Origin of the sequence: Chryseobacterium angstadtii, assembly GCF_001045465.1 — a bacterium.
In the GTDB taxonomy this organism is placed as follows: domain Bacteria; phylum Bacteroidota; class Bacteroidia; order Flavobacteriales; family Weeksellaceae; genus Chryseobacterium; species Chryseobacterium angstadtii.
The window spans coordinates 479,808-497,678 of the sequence record NZ_LFND01000006.1 but is presented as its reverse complement, the minus strand read 5'-3'; the positions used below and the strand labels follow the sequence as shown (position 1 = coordinate 497,678).

General features: G+C 37.9%; 14 protein-coding genes. 5 read left to right on the top strand and 9 right to left on the bottom strand.

Annotation, left to right across the window (positions count from 1 at the left end; all coding sequences use genetic code 11):
• Nucleotides 1-515 precede the first annotated feature (515 nt).
• Complete coding sequence (gene polA, locus ACM46_RS18895) at nt 516-3,350, top strand: DNA polymerase I (protein WP_048508223.1); 2,835 nt, start codon at nt 516-518, stop codon at nt 3,348-3,350.
• A gap of 593 nt (nt 3,351-3,943) precedes the next feature.
• On the opposite strand, the gene ACM46_RS18890 is transcribed toward polA, so the two are convergent.
• The 7 genes from ACM46_RS18890 to ACM46_RS18860 form a co-directional block, all read right to left on the bottom strand.
• Entirely contained in the window at nt 3,944-4,522 is a 579-nt protein-coding gene (locus ACM46_RS18890) for a hypothetical protein (RefSeq protein ID WP_048508222.1), read from the bottom strand.
• Between the two features lie 136 nt (nt 4,523-4,658).
• A complete protein-coding gene (locus tag ACM46_RS18885) occupies nt 4,659-5,396 on the bottom strand; it encodes a hypothetical protein (RefSeq protein WP_131707627.1) in 738 nt (245 codons plus the stop codon).
• Nucleotides 5,397-5,407: 11 nt separating this feature from the next.
• Complete coding sequence (locus tag ACM46_RS18880; RefSeq protein ID WP_048508220.1) at nt 5,408-6,154, bottom strand: DUF6000 family protein; 747 nt, start codon at nt 6,152-6,154, stop codon at nt 5,408-5,410.
• Nucleotides 6,155-6,166: 12 nt separating this feature from the next.
• Entirely contained in the window at nt 6,167-6,802 is a 636-nt protein-coding gene (locus ACM46_RS18875) for an FEKKY domain-containing protein (protein WP_048508219.1), read from the bottom strand.
• A 101-nt stretch (nt 6,803-6,903) separates the two neighbouring features.
• Complete coding sequence (locus ACM46_RS18870; RefSeq protein ID WP_048508218.1) at nt 6,904-7,467, bottom strand: hypothetical protein; 564 nt, start codon at nt 7,465-7,467, stop codon at nt 6,904-6,906.
• Nucleotides 7,468-7,472: 5 nt separating this feature from the next.
• Nucleotides 7,473-7,871: an immunity 22 family protein gene (locus ACM46_RS18865; RefSeq protein ID WP_048508217.1), complete on the bottom strand. Its 399-nt coding sequence runs from the start codon at nt 7,869-7,871 to the stop codon at nt 7,473-7,475.
• A gap of 27 nt (nt 7,872-7,898) precedes the next feature.
• Nucleotides 7,899-8,453, bottom strand: a complete 555-nt coding sequence (locus tag ACM46_RS18860; RefSeq protein ID WP_048508216.1) for a YdeI/OmpD-associated family protein — start codon at nt 8,451-8,453, stop codon at nt 7,899-7,901.
• Nucleotides 8,454-8,595: 142 nt separating this feature from the next.
• Between ACM46_RS18860 and ACM46_RS18855 the strand changes: the two genes are divergently transcribed.
• Entirely contained in the window at nt 8,596-9,243 is a 648-nt protein-coding gene (locus tag ACM46_RS18855; RefSeq protein WP_048508215.1) for an MgtC/SapB family protein, read from the top strand.
• Between the two features lie 31 nt (nt 9,244-9,274).
• Here ACM46_RS18855 and ACM46_RS18850 read toward each other — a convergent pair whose 3' ends face one another.
• Entirely contained in the window at nt 9,275-9,763 is a 489-nt protein-coding gene (locus ACM46_RS18850) for a copper resistance protein NlpE (protein ID WP_048508214.1), read from the bottom strand.
• A gap of 642 nt (nt 9,764-10,405) precedes the next feature.
• Here ACM46_RS18850 and ACM46_RS18845 point away from each other — a divergent pair.
• From ACM46_RS18845 to ACM46_RS18835, 3 genes are all read left to right on the top strand, one after another.
• Complete coding sequence (locus tag ACM46_RS18845) at nt 10,406-12,544, top strand: S46 family peptidase (RefSeq protein WP_083997459.1); 2,139 nt, start codon at nt 10,406-10,408, stop codon at nt 12,542-12,544.
• A 69-nt stretch (nt 12,545-12,613) separates the two neighbouring features.
• Nucleotides 12,614-13,615 (top strand): polysaccharide deacetylase family protein, encoded by a 1,002-nt coding sequence (locus tag ACM46_RS18840; protein ID WP_048508213.1) that lies wholly within the window; start codon nt 12,614-12,616, stop codon nt 13,613-13,615.
• Nucleotides 13,612-14,691, top strand: coding sequence for a GNAT family N-acetyltransferase (locus ACM46_RS18835; protein ID WP_048508212.1), 1,080 nt, complete (start codon nt 13,612-13,614; stop codon nt 14,689-14,691). Before ACM46_RS18840 ends, ACM46_RS18835 begins: the two co-directional genes overlap by 4 nt.
• Before the next feature lie 148 nt (nt 14,692-14,839).
• Here the strand turns inward: ACM46_RS18835 and ACM46_RS18830 are convergent, their stop codons facing one another.
• Nucleotides 14,840-17,707, bottom strand: a complete 2,868-nt coding sequence (locus ACM46_RS18830; RefSeq protein WP_048508211.1) for a M16 family metallopeptidase — start codon at nt 17,705-17,707, stop codon at nt 14,840-14,842.
• Between the last annotated feature and the right edge of the window lie 164 nt (nt 17,708-17,871).

The window sequence follows — 17,871 nt, the reverse complement described above, 5'->3', positions numbered from 1 at the left end:
AGAAAATAACAACCAAACAGAACAGCAGCAATGTTGTTCTGTTTTTTTATGACTGATGAGTGTGAGTTTGTCATTTAGAATCAAGAGCCAAGACGCAAGAATCAAGATTTTAGAGAGCAGATGTCAGACGTGAGATTTTTAGGTTGAGGTTGGAAAATGTGAGTGGTGAATTTTGCTTCGAAAGTGAAATGTGAATTTTAAAAGCTGAAAATTACTACTGGCGACCAATACCCGGTGGCTGAGGCCCTCGAAGCCACCGGATTTTAGATAGCAGATAACAAACATAAGACTTTTATGTAAAATTTCTGCATTAAATATATATTTTAGTTAGTATCAAATTGCAGACATTCATATAATCTCACTACAACCCCCAAACCCTAAAACGCTCCGACTCTCAAACCCATAGCTCGCACCCCGAAACCCGCATTCCGCATCCCATCCCAAAAACTCACAATTCCTCTCTCATTCCTTCTAAAAATATTCCTATTTTCTTATATTTGTTCATTATAGATATTATGGACGCAACACACGATAAAAGACTCTTCCTTATTGATGCTTATGCAATGATATTCAGAGGATATTACGCATTGATCAGAAATCCGAGACTTACCAGCACAGGTTTGGATACTTCTGCTATTTTTGGTTTTACCAATTCTTTGATTGAATTAATCAGAAGAGAAAAACCAACCCATCTGGCAGTTGTTTTCGATGTAGGACAGGCCAGCGTAAGAACTGACGACTATTCAGAATACAAAGCCAACAGAAGTGAAACTCCTGAAGCCATTAAAATTGCAGTTCCATACATTCACAGAATCCTGCAGGCTATGCATATTCCGATTTTGGGGGTAGAAGGTTATGAAGCAGATGATGTCATAGGAACGATTGCGTGTAAAGCAGAAAAAGAAGGGTATACCACATTCATGGTGACGCCGGATAAAGATTTTGCCCAGCTCGTTACCGATAAAATCAAGATCTATAAACCGGGCTTAAAGGGAGGTGATATAGAAATTCTGGGTGTAGATGAAGTAAAAGCAAAATACGAAATTGAAGATCCTAAACAGGTTATAGACTTCCTTGCGATGATGGGAGATGCGGTAGATAATATCCCGGGATTGGATGGTGTAGGAGAAAAAACAGCCATGAAATTCCTTAAAGAATTCGGGAATATAGAAACCTTACTTCAGAATACCGATAAGCTGAAAGGAAAGCTTAAAGAAAAGGTGGAAGCTTCTGCGGAACGAGGGATTTTATCCAAAAAACTGGCTACCATTATCTGTGATGCTCCCGTAGAATTCCATCAGGAGCAGTACGATCTGGATACACCGGATTTTGAAAAAGTAAAAGAAGTTTTTGAGGAAATAGAATTCCGGAGATTATATGAAAACCTTTACAGAGCTTTTGCTTCCGCACCTGTAGAAACAGCGGCAGTAAGTGAGGCTGAGATTAAGCAGGTATCAACAGTTACGGAAATAAAAGGGCAGGTTATGCAGCTCGATCTGTTTGCTAATTTTGAAGAACTGGATCAGGCAACATCCACCAAATCCAATATAGAGCATAATGACCATCTGTACCAGTTTGTGGACAATCCTAAAGCGCAGAAAGTACTGGTCAGTAATTTATTACAACAGAAAGCAGTCTGTTTTGATACGGAAACTACCTCGTTGAATGAGCTTGAAGCAGAGCTTGTAGGAATGAGTTTCTCTTATAAAAAAGGTCTGGCTTATTATATTCCTTTATCCGAAAATAGAGATGAAGTGCTTCAGACTCTGGAAATTTTCAGGCCTTTCTTTGAAAAAGAGGACCTATTGAAAATTGCCCACAATTTAAAATTCGATTATAAAATATTAAAACAGTACGATATTACAGTGAAAGGGGCCATGTTCGATACCATGATCGCCCATTATCTGCTGAACCCGGACGGAAGACACGGAATGGATTATCTTTCCGAAGTTTATCTGAATTACAAACCCGTTTCCATTGAAACCATCATCGGGAAAAAAGGGAAAAAACAGGGAACTTTCAGAGATGCGGACCTGAGAACGCAAACCGACTATGCAGCAGAAGATGCTGACGTAACTTTCCAGTTGTATGAACTGTTTGCTCCACAGCTTAAAAAAGAAAACCTGGAAGATCTTTTCTTCAATATAGAAATGCCTCTGATGGAGGTGCTGGCAAAAATGGAACTGTCCGGAATTTCTCTGGATGAAAAATGGCTGGCTCAGGAAAGTGTTGACCTTGAAAATGATTTGAAACAGCTGGAACTTAAAATATTTGAACTTTCAGGAGAAGAATTCAACATGAATTCCCCGAAACAGCTCGGAGAAATCCTCTTTGAAAAAATGCAGCTGGATCCTAAAGCCAAGAAAACAAAAACAGGACAGTATGCAACCTCGGAAGATGTGCTGCAAAAGCTTTCTTCAAAACATGAGATCATCAAGCATATTCTGGAATACAGAACCTATCAGAAGCTGAAATCTACCTATGTAGATGCATTGCCTTCGCAGATAGATAAGCAGGACAACAGAGTCCATACGAATTTCTCGCAGACTACCGCTGCTACAGGCCGTTTGGCAAGTGTAAATCCAAATCTTCAGAATATCCCGATCCGAACCCTTCGCGGACAACAAATCAGGGGAGCTTTTGTTTCAGGAGAAGGAAAAAAGATTATTTCTGCCGATTACTCACAGATTGAACTTCGTTTGATTGCTGAGATTTCAGGAGAAGATAATATGATCAAAGCTTTCCAGCATGGCGAAGATATCCACGCATCAACAGCGGCAAAACTGTTCAAAATTCCTCTGGAAGAAGTGTCCAAAATACAGAGAAGCCAGGCCAAAACCGTCAACTTCGGAATTATCTACGGGCAGGGAGCATTTGCACTGGCAGAACAGACCGGACTTTCAAGAACCGAAGCAAAACAGATGATCGAAGCCTATTTCGAAACTTATCCGAAATTAAAGGAATATATGGCAGAGCAGGTAAGCAAAGCCCGCCAGATAGGATATGTGGAAACCATTTTAGGAAGAAAACGCCATCTGAAAGACATCAATTCCAATAACTTTGTGGTAAGAGGTCACGCTGAAAGAAATGCGGTGAATGCGCCCGTTCAGGGAAGTGCTGCAGATGTGGTAAAGCTGGCCATGATTAAAATTGATAAAGAACTTCAGGAGCAGAAACTTCAGACCAAAATGCTGCTTCAGGTTCATGACGAACTTGTATTTGAATCTCCCGTAGACGAGATTGAAAAAGCGTCAAAACTGATCAAAGAAGAAATGGAAAGTGCCCTGAAAACACAAGTGCCGTTATTGGTAGAAGTGGGAGTAGGCAACAACTGGCTGGAAGCACATTAATCAAATAAAAGATAAAAAGGAAGGTGAGTTTTGAAGCTCACCTTTTTTTGTTTTAACCTGAACCCGGAATAAGGTTTCCTAATCGAAAAGCTAAACAGAAAGGTTTGTACGATGATTTTTCATTTTTAAGATACATAAGGACATAAAGCCAATCTAAGTAATAGCCTATTTTTGTATTACTTTAATAAACGAAGTGGCCTTGTTTAGCTTTAGAAACATTCAAAAAAGTATAAAAATCTTGTTTCCCCTTGCGATAAATGATAACATTTTAATAATCAATCATGCTGTTCATTATTCCGAAATCAGGTAGTATTATAAGTTAGATAAATCAAGGATTTATTACTCTTTTTCACTTCTCTATTATCCAAAAAAAAGAAGACTAAAACTTTAGCCTTCCAAAATTTTCTGTGTGATGCAGGAAATTTTTATAATCATTTTTCACCACTTCATCTTACCTTCCTCTTGGTTTTTTCATCTGTATTTTTTAAGAATGATCATTCATTCAAAATCAATACTGACTAAAGATATGAAATATAAATATTCTGTGAAACACAAGTTTTGTAATATTTTTCAAAATAAAAAGACAAATTGTTTCAGGAATCCTCATTGGAATCTTTTATTTTGGTTAAATTCTCAAGAATATTAGGAACGAATCTTTCTGCAAAACCTGCCAGGAAAGACCAAACCATAAGCTTTGCCATTGCTGCGGGAATATAGAGAATGTAATAAAATTCATCAGCATTGGGGAATAAGGTTCCGCCAATCATTTCGCCCATAAAAATCAAAGAAAGGATAAAAGCAAAAACAGCACCTATAGTCTGTATAGAAATTAATTCTTTGATGGTTATTTTAGGGTTGAAGGCGCTGGATTTTCTTGCCCGCGTGATAAGGCTTACCGCTGCTCCAAGCGCTCCGAAAGATAAAGCGGCACTGAAAATAGATGCTCTTGTAAGCAATATAAACTGTCTGGATTCTGCATCATCCCGCCAGTCTTTTACCACAATGGTTTTTCCTGCCTCATCTATATTTTCATGTCTGGAATAATGTGGCTGCCCCTTCAGATACAGAAAATAAATAAAAGGCAGACATAAAATAATGCTATAAAGAATAGCCGTAACAATAAAAGGACCCGTATTTTCCTTTCCTAAAAGTCCGAAATGTAGAGTTTTCATGATGCTAATGTTTTTTTTTCGATTGATTTGATACAGATCTTTTCAAATCTGTTCCAACAAAATTCGAATAATTATACACACCCATCAATTACCCATTTTCGCTATTTTGAGATAGGCTTATTAAAGGAAAAGCCTGTTAATCACTAATAGATTCATAAACCTTTCGTATTACATGATCCGGAGACGTTTTTTCAAATAAATACCTTTCTCTTTTAAGTTGAAAGTTTTTAGATTCCGAAGGCATTTCTTCCTCCATAGTATTCAAGGTTTCAAGGGTTAATTTCCCTTTCATCGGTGTATAAAACAACGCAGAATGAGAACCTGCTCCCATATTATAGGTTTCAATATAAGTCAGGATAAGATCTCCGTTCAGGTATTTAAACCTACTGAATTGATTTCCGTAGGGCCCTGTATCATATAAATTAATGCTCAGTTCACCGTTTTGTATGGAAATATCTTCGGGGTCATGCATTTTATATCCGGACTCGTTGTATTCATCCGGAAGTACGGTGTCTGAAATTTTATCCAAGCGGTAAGTTTGATCCGGATTTTTTAAAAGGATCATCATTTTTCTGCCAGCCAGCGTATCTGCTTTCTTCCTAATAACAAGCGCGATGTCGGGAAGCTTATCCTGATTCAGGTCACCTTCCGCATCATACTGAATATCATAGCCGTTCGGAACCAGATCAGAAGTTTTTTTTCCAATTTTAAAAGAGTTAATTTGTTGTCCGAGACTCTTATTGTTTAACGAATCTTTTTGGATATCTATTTCTGTAAGTGGATCTTTTTTCTGATCAGTAGCAGTTATGTTATCCTTTTTACAGGAATAAACAAGCAAAAAGCAGGAAACGAGTACAGGTATAATTTTTTTCAATGGTTTTTTTATTAAATAGAATAGTCTCTCAATTCTTTTAAGAGTTGAATTTGTTCGCTAATCCATTCCGTATCTAGATTGTACTGAGATTTAAAATTATTTACAGCTGCCAGAAATTCTTCAGCTCTGGCTTTTCCTTCCTGCTTTTCAATGAAATTAGCGGTTTGTATATTCCTCATCTTGGAAATTTCCTTCCTTCTTTCCAGCATTTTTTCCCAGTAAATAAGATGCTTTGCAAAATTATGGGTGCCATTGATGGTATCCAGATAAACAACAGTTTCCATCACTCTTTCCTGATCAAAATAAAGTTCAGGTTTTTGTAAATAATAATCAAGATACTGATTCAGGTACCGAACAGTTTTCTCATTATTATAAAACGCAAAAACAAGAGCATACAGATCGCCTGCATAGCATACTTCACTTTTAAGAAGATGTACACCAATGATGTCAACTTGACTCTCATAGTTTTTTACAGCAGAAAAATAAGCTCCCACAGTTCTTGTTCTCCAGTTAAAATCTCCAAGAAGAGCAGCGGTAATATCTTCAGTGATCTCATCTTTGAGTTGTTTTATTTCTTCAATCCATAAGCCGGAAGTATGGCGTATGGTCATGTAAAATGGTAACACCCATTTGTCGATAAATTCTTTGTCTAATTGAAATTCATTTTTATGACTTTTCAAATGATCAAAATCAGAACGGTGCCGTACTGTGGCTCCGGCCGAGTGGAGATTAATTTCGTTTTGCAGATCTTCATTCATCTTTAAATTTGTTTATTCCGTTCCCTGATTTTTAGTTTTTTTCACATCATCAATTTCTTTTTTCATTCTCTCTTTCCAGCCTTTCCCATTCCTTTTTTCAAGGTAAGGATTGGTGATTTCGTCATATTTTTCCTGGGCTTTTATATCTGTCATATCAACGGTGCAGCCTGTATTTTGTGAAATAATGCCGTATTTTCTGGTAACACTGTCAATTCTGCTGAGTGTTTTCTGATCATAGCCGGAAACTGAAAATCCACCTGTGTATCTCATCATAATCTGGTCTTTTTGGATGTCCTTTTTAGCCTCCCGGATGTAATAATTTTCCTGATTGGTGAGCTTTCTTTTATTTTTTATAAATCCATCGGCGGCTATATAAACGAAAAATGCCACAGCCAGAATGTTAACCACAGGAAACACACTTAAAAACTTACTTTTAAAGTTCAGTTTTTTAAAATCCAGACTGCTGATCAGATAAGAAGCCAGTGCCGTAATACACAGAACGGCTATAAGATACTGGAGTTGACATTCTTTCAACAGGTACCATAAATCAAACCGCATAGGATAGTTCATCACATAATATCCCAAAACATACACAGCAGCCAACAGCAGTACGACAGCCGAATTGATGGCAATGAGTTTTTTGTACATATCAGAAATCTTTACTTACTTAAAAATAAGACTTTCTGCCGATACTCCATAAATTTCCTTTGTTTTTTCCTTCTTTGTATGATCCGGAATAGTCATGGTTTCTAATAGTAAGGATATTTTTTCCTGACAGTTTCAAGCTGAATTTCCAGACCCATTTTCATTTTTTCATTGATAATCGGCCAGTTGCTGTGGTTTTCAAGCCTGAAATCTTGATATACCCTTAATAAATCCACAAAATGAGTGTTGAAAAGCCTTAATTTTTCATTAGTTTCATGCAGACCGAGTTCAATATATTCGTCAAAACGATAAAGAAGAAACTGTTCAGCATCGGTAAGTTGCTTTTCATAAGAAATAGAGGTTGCAACCTCAAAAGCCGTTTTTAAAGCCACCTTTTCTTCCTGAAGCATATGATACAAAATACCTAATACAGCTCTGGAAGTGATTTCGCTATCCGCATGGGTGGAATTTCTGTTTAAGATCTGTATGGTATCAAGTGTATTGTTAGAGGTAGAAAGTTCAATAAACGGATATTCAGATTCCTCTTCTGAGGCCAAAACAGAATCTGCCCAGAGCATGATTATGTCTCTCCGGATTGCGTCATAATTTAAAAGGATCATAAAAACCTTCAGCAGATTTCCATGATCCTTTATTGATGTCTTTTTCACAAAAACTAGATGTTATATTCAATTTCGCCGATGTAGTAAAGCGCATACTCCTCATCGTTCACGGAAACAGGTCTTGGGATCACATGTCTGCTTGCAAAAATAATGGCGTTCACCGGAGTTTCCAGTCCCAGTTCGTTGATCTTCTGTTCCACAGCCGGAAGCCATTGGTCTGCATAAGAATAATCTGCGAATTTTTCATAAATGCCTAAACTGGCCTCTTCAAAACCATACTCCAGAAAATCATAATCAAACCATTGTATATTTTGAGACTGTGCAAATTTGGAGACATATAAATCTTCGTTTTCCTCCTCTGTATAATAGCTTTCATTCTCTTCAGCAAAATCATCGAAATCCTCCTCATTTTTAAAATACCCCAGCCAAAAGTGTGAAATTTCTTTCTCCATAAATTATTTTTTAAGTATACTGTCTATTTATTTTAATCTTCGTAAATGTTCGCTTTCATGAATCACTTTTTCCAGTCTTGAAAGTCTTGTTTTTTCCTGTTTGGCACTCATCAGCCAGTGAATGATCGTTTTTTTATAAGAAGGAGCCTGTTTCTCAAAAAAATCCCAGGCATTCTGATGGGCTTTAAACTGCTGCTCATACACAGGATCGAGTAGAAGGGCATTCTCATGTGAGTAAATCCCTGTTTTGCCCTCTTTTCTGGCTTCAAATGCCTTTTGTCCCTCCGGTTTCATAAGGCCTGCTTTCGTCAGTTCTTCCACCTTCTTAATATTGATTACGCTCCAGATGCTGTTGGGCTTTCTGGGGGTAAAACGGTTAGAAAAGCTTTCAGTATCTATAGACCTTCTTACTCCATCTATCCATCCGAAACATAAAGCCTGATCCACTGATTCCGGCCAGTCCATGGAAGGTTTTCCAGTGCTTTTTTTGTAAAATCCTACCACAATTTCCTTTTCATTCATGTGATTTTTTTCCAGCCACTGTCTGAATTCTTCCTTTGTAGCAAAAAAAATAGGAGTCATGATGAATCTTTTTATTGATATTAAACTGTAATATTACAAAACTTTTCCTTTAAATCGGAATTTTGAACGGTACAAAGTCTGGTATCAGAAAGTATGAGGATACGCTTTTTTATTGTAATTTTATTCAGATAAACTTTATACAATGGATTTTCTCCAGGATCATTATGCGATTCAGAACGAACTGCTCCTGATACTCATCTCAGTTTTGCTGGGACTGCTGATTGGTGCGGAACGCGAATACAGAAACAAATCTGCAGGACTTAGAACCTTTATTCTGGTCTGTTTCGGATCCTGTCTTTTTACTATTCTTTCCATTAAAATCGGAGTACAGAATCCGGACCGTTTGGCTGCAAATATCATTACCGGAATTGGTTTTCTGGGAGCAGGAGTTATTTTTAAAGGAGATAATAAAATTGACGGCATCACCACGGCAACTACCATCTGGGCTACTGCTTCGATAGGAATGGCTGTAGGTTCTGGCTATGTTTATCTTTCCTTGCTGGGAACCGTTCTGGTGCTTCTGATCCTGAGTGCATTGATTTATCTTCAGAATTTTATAGACAGCAGCCATAAGATCAGAGAATATAGAATAACGGTGTTGGGATCTGAAGATATAGGACATTGTGAAAAAATATTCAAGGAACATCACCTGAAACATTTTATGCTGAAAATGCAGTATACACAGGGAAGCCTTTCTATAATCTGGAGACTTACAGGCAGGCATACAAGACATGATGAGTTGGTCAGAAGTCTTATCAACGATCCAAAAATTACTGCCTATCAGTTTTAAGATAAAGGCAAAAAAATAAAGGCCTGAGCCTCTATTTTTTCTTGAAAACATACAGATCCTTGTTCGGACCGGAAATTTCTTTACCGTCCATATCCAGCTGTATCAGAATATTTTCGCCTACTTTATACTTATAATTAGCGGTTTTTCCTTTTAAAGTGATCATACTTCCTGTTGCATCCCATTCAAAAGTTCCTTTATCCTGGTTTTTCGAATTTCTGTCGATATATTCTTCAGTAATGCTAAATGTTTTATCGTTATTGATTGTCAGAGACGTCTTGATTCCCGGGCAGTCTGCGCATGGAACTACAGCGTCGTAAGTTCCCGGCCAGTCAAGGGCATTTTCGGAAGTATCTCCGGCAGCCGTAGGAGTTGCTTTGGTAATACTGTCCGAAGGTGCTGTCTGCACTGCAGCAGAATCTGTTGTAGCAACTGTATTTTCAACGGTTTTTTCTTTTTGATTACATGATGCTAGCAAGGCTGCCGATGCCATTGCGAACATGAATATTTTGCTATTCGTCATAATGAAATAATTTAGATATAGTGATATTTAAGTGCTCTGTTAGAAACAAAAATTGAGCCATTGGCGGGTTTTCGGAGATGACTTTTATGCGGGATATGGTATGCGAGGTACAGGATGCGAGGTTTCAGGTTTGAGAGTTTTGGAGTTTGAGGATTGAAAGGGTATAAGAGGAAATTATGAGATATTCTTGGGCCGTGAATCCGAAATATTAAATGAAGGATAGTTATACGTTGACTTACATCTGGTGGCTGAGGCTCTCGAAGCCACCAGTAGTAATGAAACCTTGTATTTATACATCAAACTTCATCATTCACATTTTCCAACCTTAACCTAAAAGTCTCAAACCTGAAACCTAGTATCCGGTGGCTTCGAGAGCCTCAGCCACCTGATATCAGCCCCAGTAGTAATTCCCAGTGCTTAAAATTCACATTTCACTTACGCAGTAAAATTCACCATTCACATTTTCCAGCCTCAACCTAAAAGTCTGATGTCTGAAATCTGATGTCTAAAGTCTGGTATCTAAAATCTTGACTCTTGGTTCTTGGCTCTTGATTCTTGATTCCTCACCCCTCACCCCACATTTCCTCACCCACGTAAGGCATATGTACAATATTCTTTGTAAATTGGGGCAAAATTTTGATTATGACAAAAAAGATACTTTTATCCGTATTTCTTTTGCCGGCTGCAATGGCATTTGCACAACAATATGGAGGAATGTGGATTCCTACTGAACTGAATGAAAAGGAAATGAAGGATTTGGGAATGAAGATCTCTGCCAAAGACATTTTCAATACTCAGAAGCCGAGCATAAAGGATGCGGTAGTACAGTTTAACGGGGGATGTACTGCAGAAATCATTTCACCGAAAGGATTGCTGCTTACCAACCATCACTGTGGCTATGGGCAGATTCAGGCACATTCTACCGTTCAGAACGACCTTCTTTCCAATGGATTCTGGGCTAAAAATCCTGAAGGTGAACTTCCGAATCCTGGTGTAAAAGTAGATTTCATTGTAGATATCAAAGAGGTTACCGATCAGATTTTGGAAGGTACCGATAATCTGGTAGAGCCGGAACTGGCTAAAAAGATCAGTAAAAATATTGAGGTTTATAAAAATACTCAGAAAATAGAACCTTACCAGTCTATCGTTGTAAAATCAATGTATTACGGTAACAAATATTACGCATTTACTACGGAAACGTACAAAGATATCCGTTTGGTTGGGGCACCGCCGCAAAGTATTGGGAAATTCGGTAGTGATACAGACAACTGGGTTTGGCCAAGACATACTGGGGATTTCTCTATGTTCAGAATTTATGCGGGTAAAGACAACAAGCCTGCAGAATATTCAAAAGACAATGTTCCTTACGTTCCTAAGCATTATTTACCGGTTTCTATTAAGGATAAAGCTGAAAACGATTTTACTTTCGTATTCGGGTTTCCGGGAAAAACTACGGAATATCTTCCTGCTGTAGCGGTAGAAAAGATCATGACGGATATCGATCCTGCAAGAATTGCCGTACGTGATGTAGCATTGAAAACATTAGACGAAAAAATGCGTGTAGACAGTGAAACGCGTATCAAATATGCTTCAAAATATGCATCAGTAGCCAATTACTGGAAAAAATGGATCGGTGAAGTAGAAGGATTGAAAAAATCCAATGCTGTAGAGAAAAAAGTAATGTACGAAGGTTCATTGGTCGCTAAGAACCCTGAGATCAAAGCTACATTAGACCAGATGAATAAACTGTATAACGATCAGGCTCCTTATGCACTGAACAATGCCTATTATACAGAAGTCGTAAAAAATGCTGAAACTCTGAAACTGGCAGGCGATTACTACGATTATATTGCCTCTGTAGAAGCAGGGAAAATGGAAGAAAAAGACCTTGCCAAACTAAAGACAAAGTTAACATCATTCTATAAAGATTACAGTGCAGAACTTGATGCTAAAGTAACCGCAAAACTATTGGCTCTGTATGCCAATAAAACGGGTGCTCAGTTCCTGCCTCTTGGATTCAACAAGTACAAAGAAGAGAATCAGAATATCCCGATGATAGAAGAGATGTCTAAGAATTCAATTATCACAGGAAGAGCTCAGGTAAACGGAGCTTCTCTTACCGGAGATATTGAAAAGGCATTTTCCAATCAGGACAAACTGATCAAAACATTGAAAAAAGATCCTATTTTTCAGCTGTATGTTTCTATGAAAGAGACGTATATGAAAACGGCTGATCCTCAATATACTGCTCTTCAGGGAAAAATTGATGATCTGCAGAAGAAATTTATGGCGCAGCAGCTGGCTACGGATAAAGAAAGAAAATTCTTCCCGGATGCTAACTCTACGCTTCGTGTAACCTATGGAAAAGTAAAGGGTTCTACCCCTAGAGATGCTGTTTCTTACGGTTACCAGACCCATCTTGCCGGAGTGATCGAGAAATATGTTCCGGGAGATTATGAATTCGATGTTCCTAAAAAACTGATTGATCTTTACAACAAAAAAGACTACGGATTCTATAAAGATAAATCGGGAGATGTTCCGGTAGGATTCACTGCTACCAACCACACTACTGGTGGAAACTCAGGAAGTCCGGCTCTGGATGCCAACGGAAATCTTGTAGGTCTTAATTTTGACAGACAGTGGGAGGGAACGATGAGTGACATCAACTACGACCCACGTTTCAGTCGAAATATAATGGTGGACACTAAGTATATCCTTTTCATTATCGATAAATTTGCTGATTCTAAATGGCTTATTGATGAAATGAAGGTGATCAAATAATCCATAAAAGTAATACCTTTAAGAATCTATTTAAATACCATTTGAATAGATTCTTTTTATTTAACAGAGATGAAAGAAAAGATCATCAATTTACTGGCCGCTTTTGAAAACAAAAATATCGGGGATTCTTTTCCGTTGAACTACTGCTTACCCCTTTATCATTGTGTTTCCGATGACGATCTGCCCCATATCAAGCACGTTATCAACTATAAAAATACAAAGCAGTTTGAAGAAGATTTAGACTGTTTTTCCAGACACTTCCAGTTGGTCAGCTGGTCGGAATTTAAAGATTTTGTCCAGGGGAATTTTAGGCCCCGGAAAAAGATTGCACTGCTTACTTTTGATGATGGTTTCAGAGAATTTTATGAAGTCGCGGTTCCTGTTCTGGAGCGGAAAGGAATTTATGCCTGTAATTTTATAAATCCGGCCTTTATTGATAACAGAGATATGATGTTCAGATGTAAGGCAAGCCTGCTGATTGATAGAATTAAGAAAATACATATTATAAATCATGAAGTTTACAGCCTTTTGTCACTTGAAAATAAAGCAGATAAAGAGTTTTTAATAAATAAAATTTTAAACATCAGTTATCAGGAAAAAGAGGTTCTGGAAATTCTTGCCGAAAAGCTTGATGTGGATTATAAAGCATTTTCAAAAGAGTACAAACCTTATCTCAGTACTGAAGAATTAAAAACACTGACCGAAAAAGGTTATGGAATTGCTGCTCACAGCTGGGATCATCCTAAATATGGAGATTTGTCTCTGGAAGATCAGATGAAAACAACAGACCAGACTTTCAACTATCTCAAAGAAAATGGATTCTTACATGAAACCTTTGCGTTTCCGTTCACCGATTTCGGAGTGAAGAAAGCTTTTTTTGATGAACTGTTTAAAAATGAAGACATTCTTTACAGCTTTGGATGTGCCGGAATAAAACTCGACAGCGTTGAGAAAAATTTCCAGAGAATTCCAATGGAAATGGGAGAAAGCGGAGAAAAAATATTGAAAAGGGAAATGGCCTATTTCAGAATGAAAAAGATAATACACAAAAATAAAATAGTGAGAAGATGACAGAGCTGAAGACATTTAATAAAAAACAACTTGAAGATTTCATCTCGTCAGGAGGCTTTGAAGGCTTTGACTTTCTTCCTATTTCAGAACACAGGGCAAAATCCCAAATCAAGAACCTGAAAGCTTCAGATGATCAGGTGCTTCTCATCCTTGCTTTTTATGAAGGAAAACTGGCCGGATATGTGGGATGTCTGCCTGATAATTTTTTCATCAATGGAGAAATATTCCGTTACGCATGGCTGAGTACACTGTATGTGAGTGAGGCATTCCGGGGGAAAAGAATTGCAAAAAAACTCTTGAATAAAGCATTTGATGAATTTGATGGAAATATTGTAGCAACAGAATTTACCAAAGAAGCTGAAGCCCTTTATAATATGCTTGGCGTTTTCGATTATGCCTATCCCAAACAGGGAAAACGGTATTATTTCAGGACAGATGCCTCTAAAATGATTCCTGAGAAAAAGCCGGAAACAAAAGCACTGACTCCTCTTTTCAAAATAGGAGATATGGTAGCGAACTCTCTGATTTCTTTAAAAAACATCACAGCCAAAAAAACTGAATTCAGATTCGAAATCCTGGACCAGATTGATCCGGAGAGCTCTGTTTTTATTTCAAAATTCAAAAGCAGACGCAACGCGGAAGAAATTAATGTCTTCATAAAAAATCCCTGGGTACTTGAAAATAAAGGAAAAGAAGATCAGTATCTTTTCTCAAGCTATGCTCAAATTTTCAAATATTTCTGGGTAAAGATTTATGATCACAATAATACCCTCACAGCCTGCTCTCTGTTGCTTTTAAGAGATGGGTATCTTAAAATTCCATACCTGTTTTGTGAGACCGGCCTGGATCACTTTGCCGATTTTTTGAGCTATTTTATTGTTAAAAATAAAGTAAAAGCTTTGACCAGTTATCAGAAAGATTTAAATAAAGAACTGGCAAAATCTAAAACATTTCCAAAGATCTATGAACGGGATTTTGAACGAAGATACCTCTTTCAAACCCGCCTGATACAAAATCTTCCGCCAGGATTTGATCCGGAATATCAGGACGGAGACGGAGATTGTATGATGACGTAGATTTTAGATTTTAGAGTTTCGGGGTCCGGAGATGCGAGATTCGAAGTACGGGGTGCGAAATTCTGGTGGCTGAGGCTCTCGAAGCCACATGCCCACCAATAAAACCAAATAAAAAAAACCGCCTCTATTACAGAAGCGGTTTCTATTTTTAATGTCCGAAAATCTCTTTCAGCGTTAATTCTTTAAAAGTTCCCATGTGGTTCACTGCATCCATATCCAGATTCTCTTTCTTGCCAATAATCGCTGTGTTAAAGTGTATCGGCTGGATTTCTGTTTGATAGAATTTCTTCAGATCTTCAAATTTCAGATCTTCAATTTGCCCGTAAATATCCTTTCTGAAATCATGATAGACTCCGAGCTTTTGCAGACGCAAGGTATTGAAGAAAATATTATTCCGGGTAATTCTGGTAGAGGCTATCTGCTTCAGAGCTGCATTCTTGGCATTTTCAAACTGGATGGGAACCTCAGGAAGTTCACTCATAAGTTCACTCATCGTACTTACCGCAGTCTGAAGTTTATCCGGCTGGGTTCCGATATAAGTTGTGATGTAATCGGGATGGCCCAGTTCAGAATTGGCAGCGTAAGAAACATAAGCAGAATACGCCAGACTTTTACTTTCACGGATCTCCTGAAAAACAATAGATGAAAGTCCTCTTCCGAAATACTCATTGAAAACATTGATTTTTCCGAAGTTTAAGATATCCACCTGATGACCTCTTCCTACTTTGCTCATCTCCATCTGCACCATGTCATACCCTGTGAAATAGACATTTCCGTTGGTTTCAGGCTCAGGATATTGTTTAGGCTCGGGAATTGAAAAACTTTCGTTTTCTATATAATTTCCGATGTACTTTTTAAAGGTTTCAAGATCTTTTCCGTAGAAAAATATCTGATAAGGATATTTGAAAAGCTTTTTCATTCTATCTGTAAATACTTCGGAACGGCTGCTTTCCAGTTCCTCTTTCGAAATAATATCCGTGTAACGGGAGAAACTGCCCAGTTTGGTGTAATTGGTAAGGGCGGTCATAATCCGGTTTTTATCCTTTTTGGTAGCCTGACGGTTTTCTAAAACAGTCTCCACAAATTGTCCGTAAATATCCTGATCCGGCTTTACATCATACATCCAGTGTTGCAGAAGAGCAATACCTTTCTCTATATTTTCCTCCAGTCCACTCAGGGAGATCAGAAGCTGATCATTGGTGGTTTTAAAATCATTGCTGACCCCGATTTTAAAGAATTCCTTTTTTAAATCTTCAGGGGAAAGATCTTCAGTTCCGAGATACTGCAATAATTGTGTGGAAATTCCAAGATCCCTGTCGTGATCACTTCCGAAAGGGAAAATAAAATGAACCTGGGCAATGTCGTTGTATTTATTTCTGACAAAATTCAGCTTCTTATCCTTGATGGTATCTTTTACAATTTCCTTTTCATAATCAATGAATTCCGGTTTGATATCTTCCGTTTTTTCTGCAACAATTTCCTTTAAAAAGTCAGATTGTGCATCACGATTGATTTTGATAGGCGTAATTCCCGGATTTTCAACTCTCACCAATTGATCATTGATCCCTTTTTCCTTATCAATTTCAACGTAATTATTTTTAAAAAAAGTACGGGCGAAGTCTATCACATCTTCTTTGGTGAAATTTTGATATTCATCCAGTTCATTCAGCTCCTGTTCCCATGATCTTCCTTTGATATAAGTGTCATAAAGATTGGTCGCCAGTCCGTCTGCTGTTTCAAGACCTTTCAAACGTTGAAGTCTGAAATCGCTGATGATGGCAGGAAGCATCCAGTCCGGAAAATCTCCTTTTTTTATCAGTTCCAGTTGCTCCAGAACCATATTGGTAGCCTCTTCCAGCGTCTGAGTTTCCTTAGGAACAGCTACAATGGAAAAATATCCGTATTGTTTTAAACCGACAGAAAAGGCCTGTGCCCAAAGCATTCTTTGAGTCTGATTGATGTTAAGATCAAGAAGTCCGGCCTCGCCTCTGTTGCTTAAAATATTAGCTGTAATATCGGCCAGCATAGCTTCTCTTGTACCGTAGTTGTCAGTTCTCCATGCCAGCTGAACTCTCGGAGTTGTAGGGCTTTTTACCGTTCTTTTTACAATTTCGGTTAAAGGCTGTTCTATGACCGGTGTTTTTTTCGGAAGTTCTCTGTAAGGAATCGCTCCGAAATATTGATTCACAAGCTGAATTGTTTCTTCAAAATCAAGATCTCCGACTAAAACCATAGCATAATTATTCGGAACGTAATACTCGTCAAAATATTTATGGATAGCCTTCATGGAAGGGTTTTTCAGATGCTCGGGTTTTCCTATCGTCGTTTGCTGACCATTGGGATGGGTAGGAAACAGGGCATCCATCAGCTCATAATTCACAAGTCTTGAATCGTTATCCTGAGCTCTGTTGAACTCCTCATATACCGATTCCAGCTCCGTATGGAAAAGTCGGAGTACAATTTCCGAAAACCTTTCCTTCTCTATTTTAAGCCATTTTTCAAGCTCATTATTCGGAATGTTATTTTTGTAAACCGTTTCATCAAACCAGGTATGGGCATTGGTTCCGCTGGCTCCCAGAGAAGAGATTGCCTTGTCATATTCATTGGCTATGGCATATTGACTGGCCTCCTGAGATACTTCATCAATCTTTTTATAAATCGTCTTTTTCTTTTCAGGATCCTGCTCTGCTTTATGCTCCTCATACAGCGATGAAATTTGTTCAAGAAGTTCCTTTTCCTTTTCCCAGTTCTGCGTTCCGATCTTCGATGTTCCTTTAAACATCATATGTTCCAGATAATGCGCAAGTCCCGTATTATCAGAAGGATCATTATTGCTTCCCGTTCTTACGGGAATATAAGTCTGTATTCTTGGAGCATCAAAATTCTGGGCCAGGAAAACCTTTAAACCATTCTTCAGCGTATAGATTCTTACCTTGTTTTCATCTTGGGTTACCGTAATATATTCGTAGTTGTTTTTATCTGTATGAACCGTTTCTCTGTATCTTTTGTCAATCATAAGCTAACTCATTCCATTCTTTTAGATCCGAATGCATTACAAATGTAAGGAATCGGGGAAGAAAGTGGCGGGTTTTTGTTACTATTGCGTCTATAACTTTCATTGGAGATGTTTTATAGGGAAGTGAAAAAGTAAAAAGGCTAAAAAGCAAAGAAAGCAAAGAA

Coding starts and splice junctions, on each gene's coding strand:
- ACM46_RS18835 (WP_048508212.1), top strand. CDS start 13,612: ATGACAGAGCTGAAGACATTTAATAAAAAACAACTTGAAGATTTCATC.
- ACM46_RS18855 (WP_048508215.1), top strand. CDS start 8,596: ATGGATTTTCTCCAGGATCATTATGCGATTCAGAACGAACTGCTCCTG.
- ACM46_RS18880 (WP_048508220.1), bottom strand. CDS start 6,154: ATGAATGAAGATCTGCAAAACGAAATTAATCTCCACTCGGCCGGAGCC.
- ACM46_RS18890 (WP_048508222.1), bottom strand. CDS start 4,522: ATGAAAACTCTACATTTCGGACTTTTAGGAAAGGAAAATACGGGTCCT.
- ACM46_RS18865 (WP_048508217.1), bottom strand. CDS start 7,871: ATGGAGAAAGAAATTTCACACTTTTGGCTGGGGTATTTTAAAAATGAG.
- ACM46_RS18840 (WP_048508213.1), top strand. CDS start 12,614: ATGAAAGAAAAGATCATCAATTTACTGGCCGCTTTTGAAAACAAAAAT.
- polA (WP_048508223.1), top strand. CDS start 516: ATGGACGCAACACACGATAAAAGACTCTTCCTTATTGATGCTTATGCA.
- ACM46_RS18875 (WP_048508219.1), bottom strand. CDS start 6,802: ATGTACAAAAAACTCATTGCCATCAATTCGGCTGTCGTACTGCTGTTG.
- ACM46_RS18850 (WP_048508214.1), bottom strand. CDS start 9,763: ATGACGAATAGCAAAATATTCATGTTCGCAATGGCATCGGCAGCCTTG.
- ACM46_RS18845 (WP_083997459.1), top strand. CDS start 10,406: ATGACAAAAAAGATACTTTTATCCGTATTTCTTTTGCCGGCTGCAATG.
- ACM46_RS18830 (WP_048508211.1), bottom strand. CDS start 17,707: ATGATTGACAAAAGATACAGAGAAACGGTTCATACAGATAAAAACAAC.
- ACM46_RS18860 (WP_048508216.1), bottom strand. CDS start 8,453: ATGACTCCTATTTTTTTTGCTACAAAGGAAGAATTCAGACAGTGGCTG.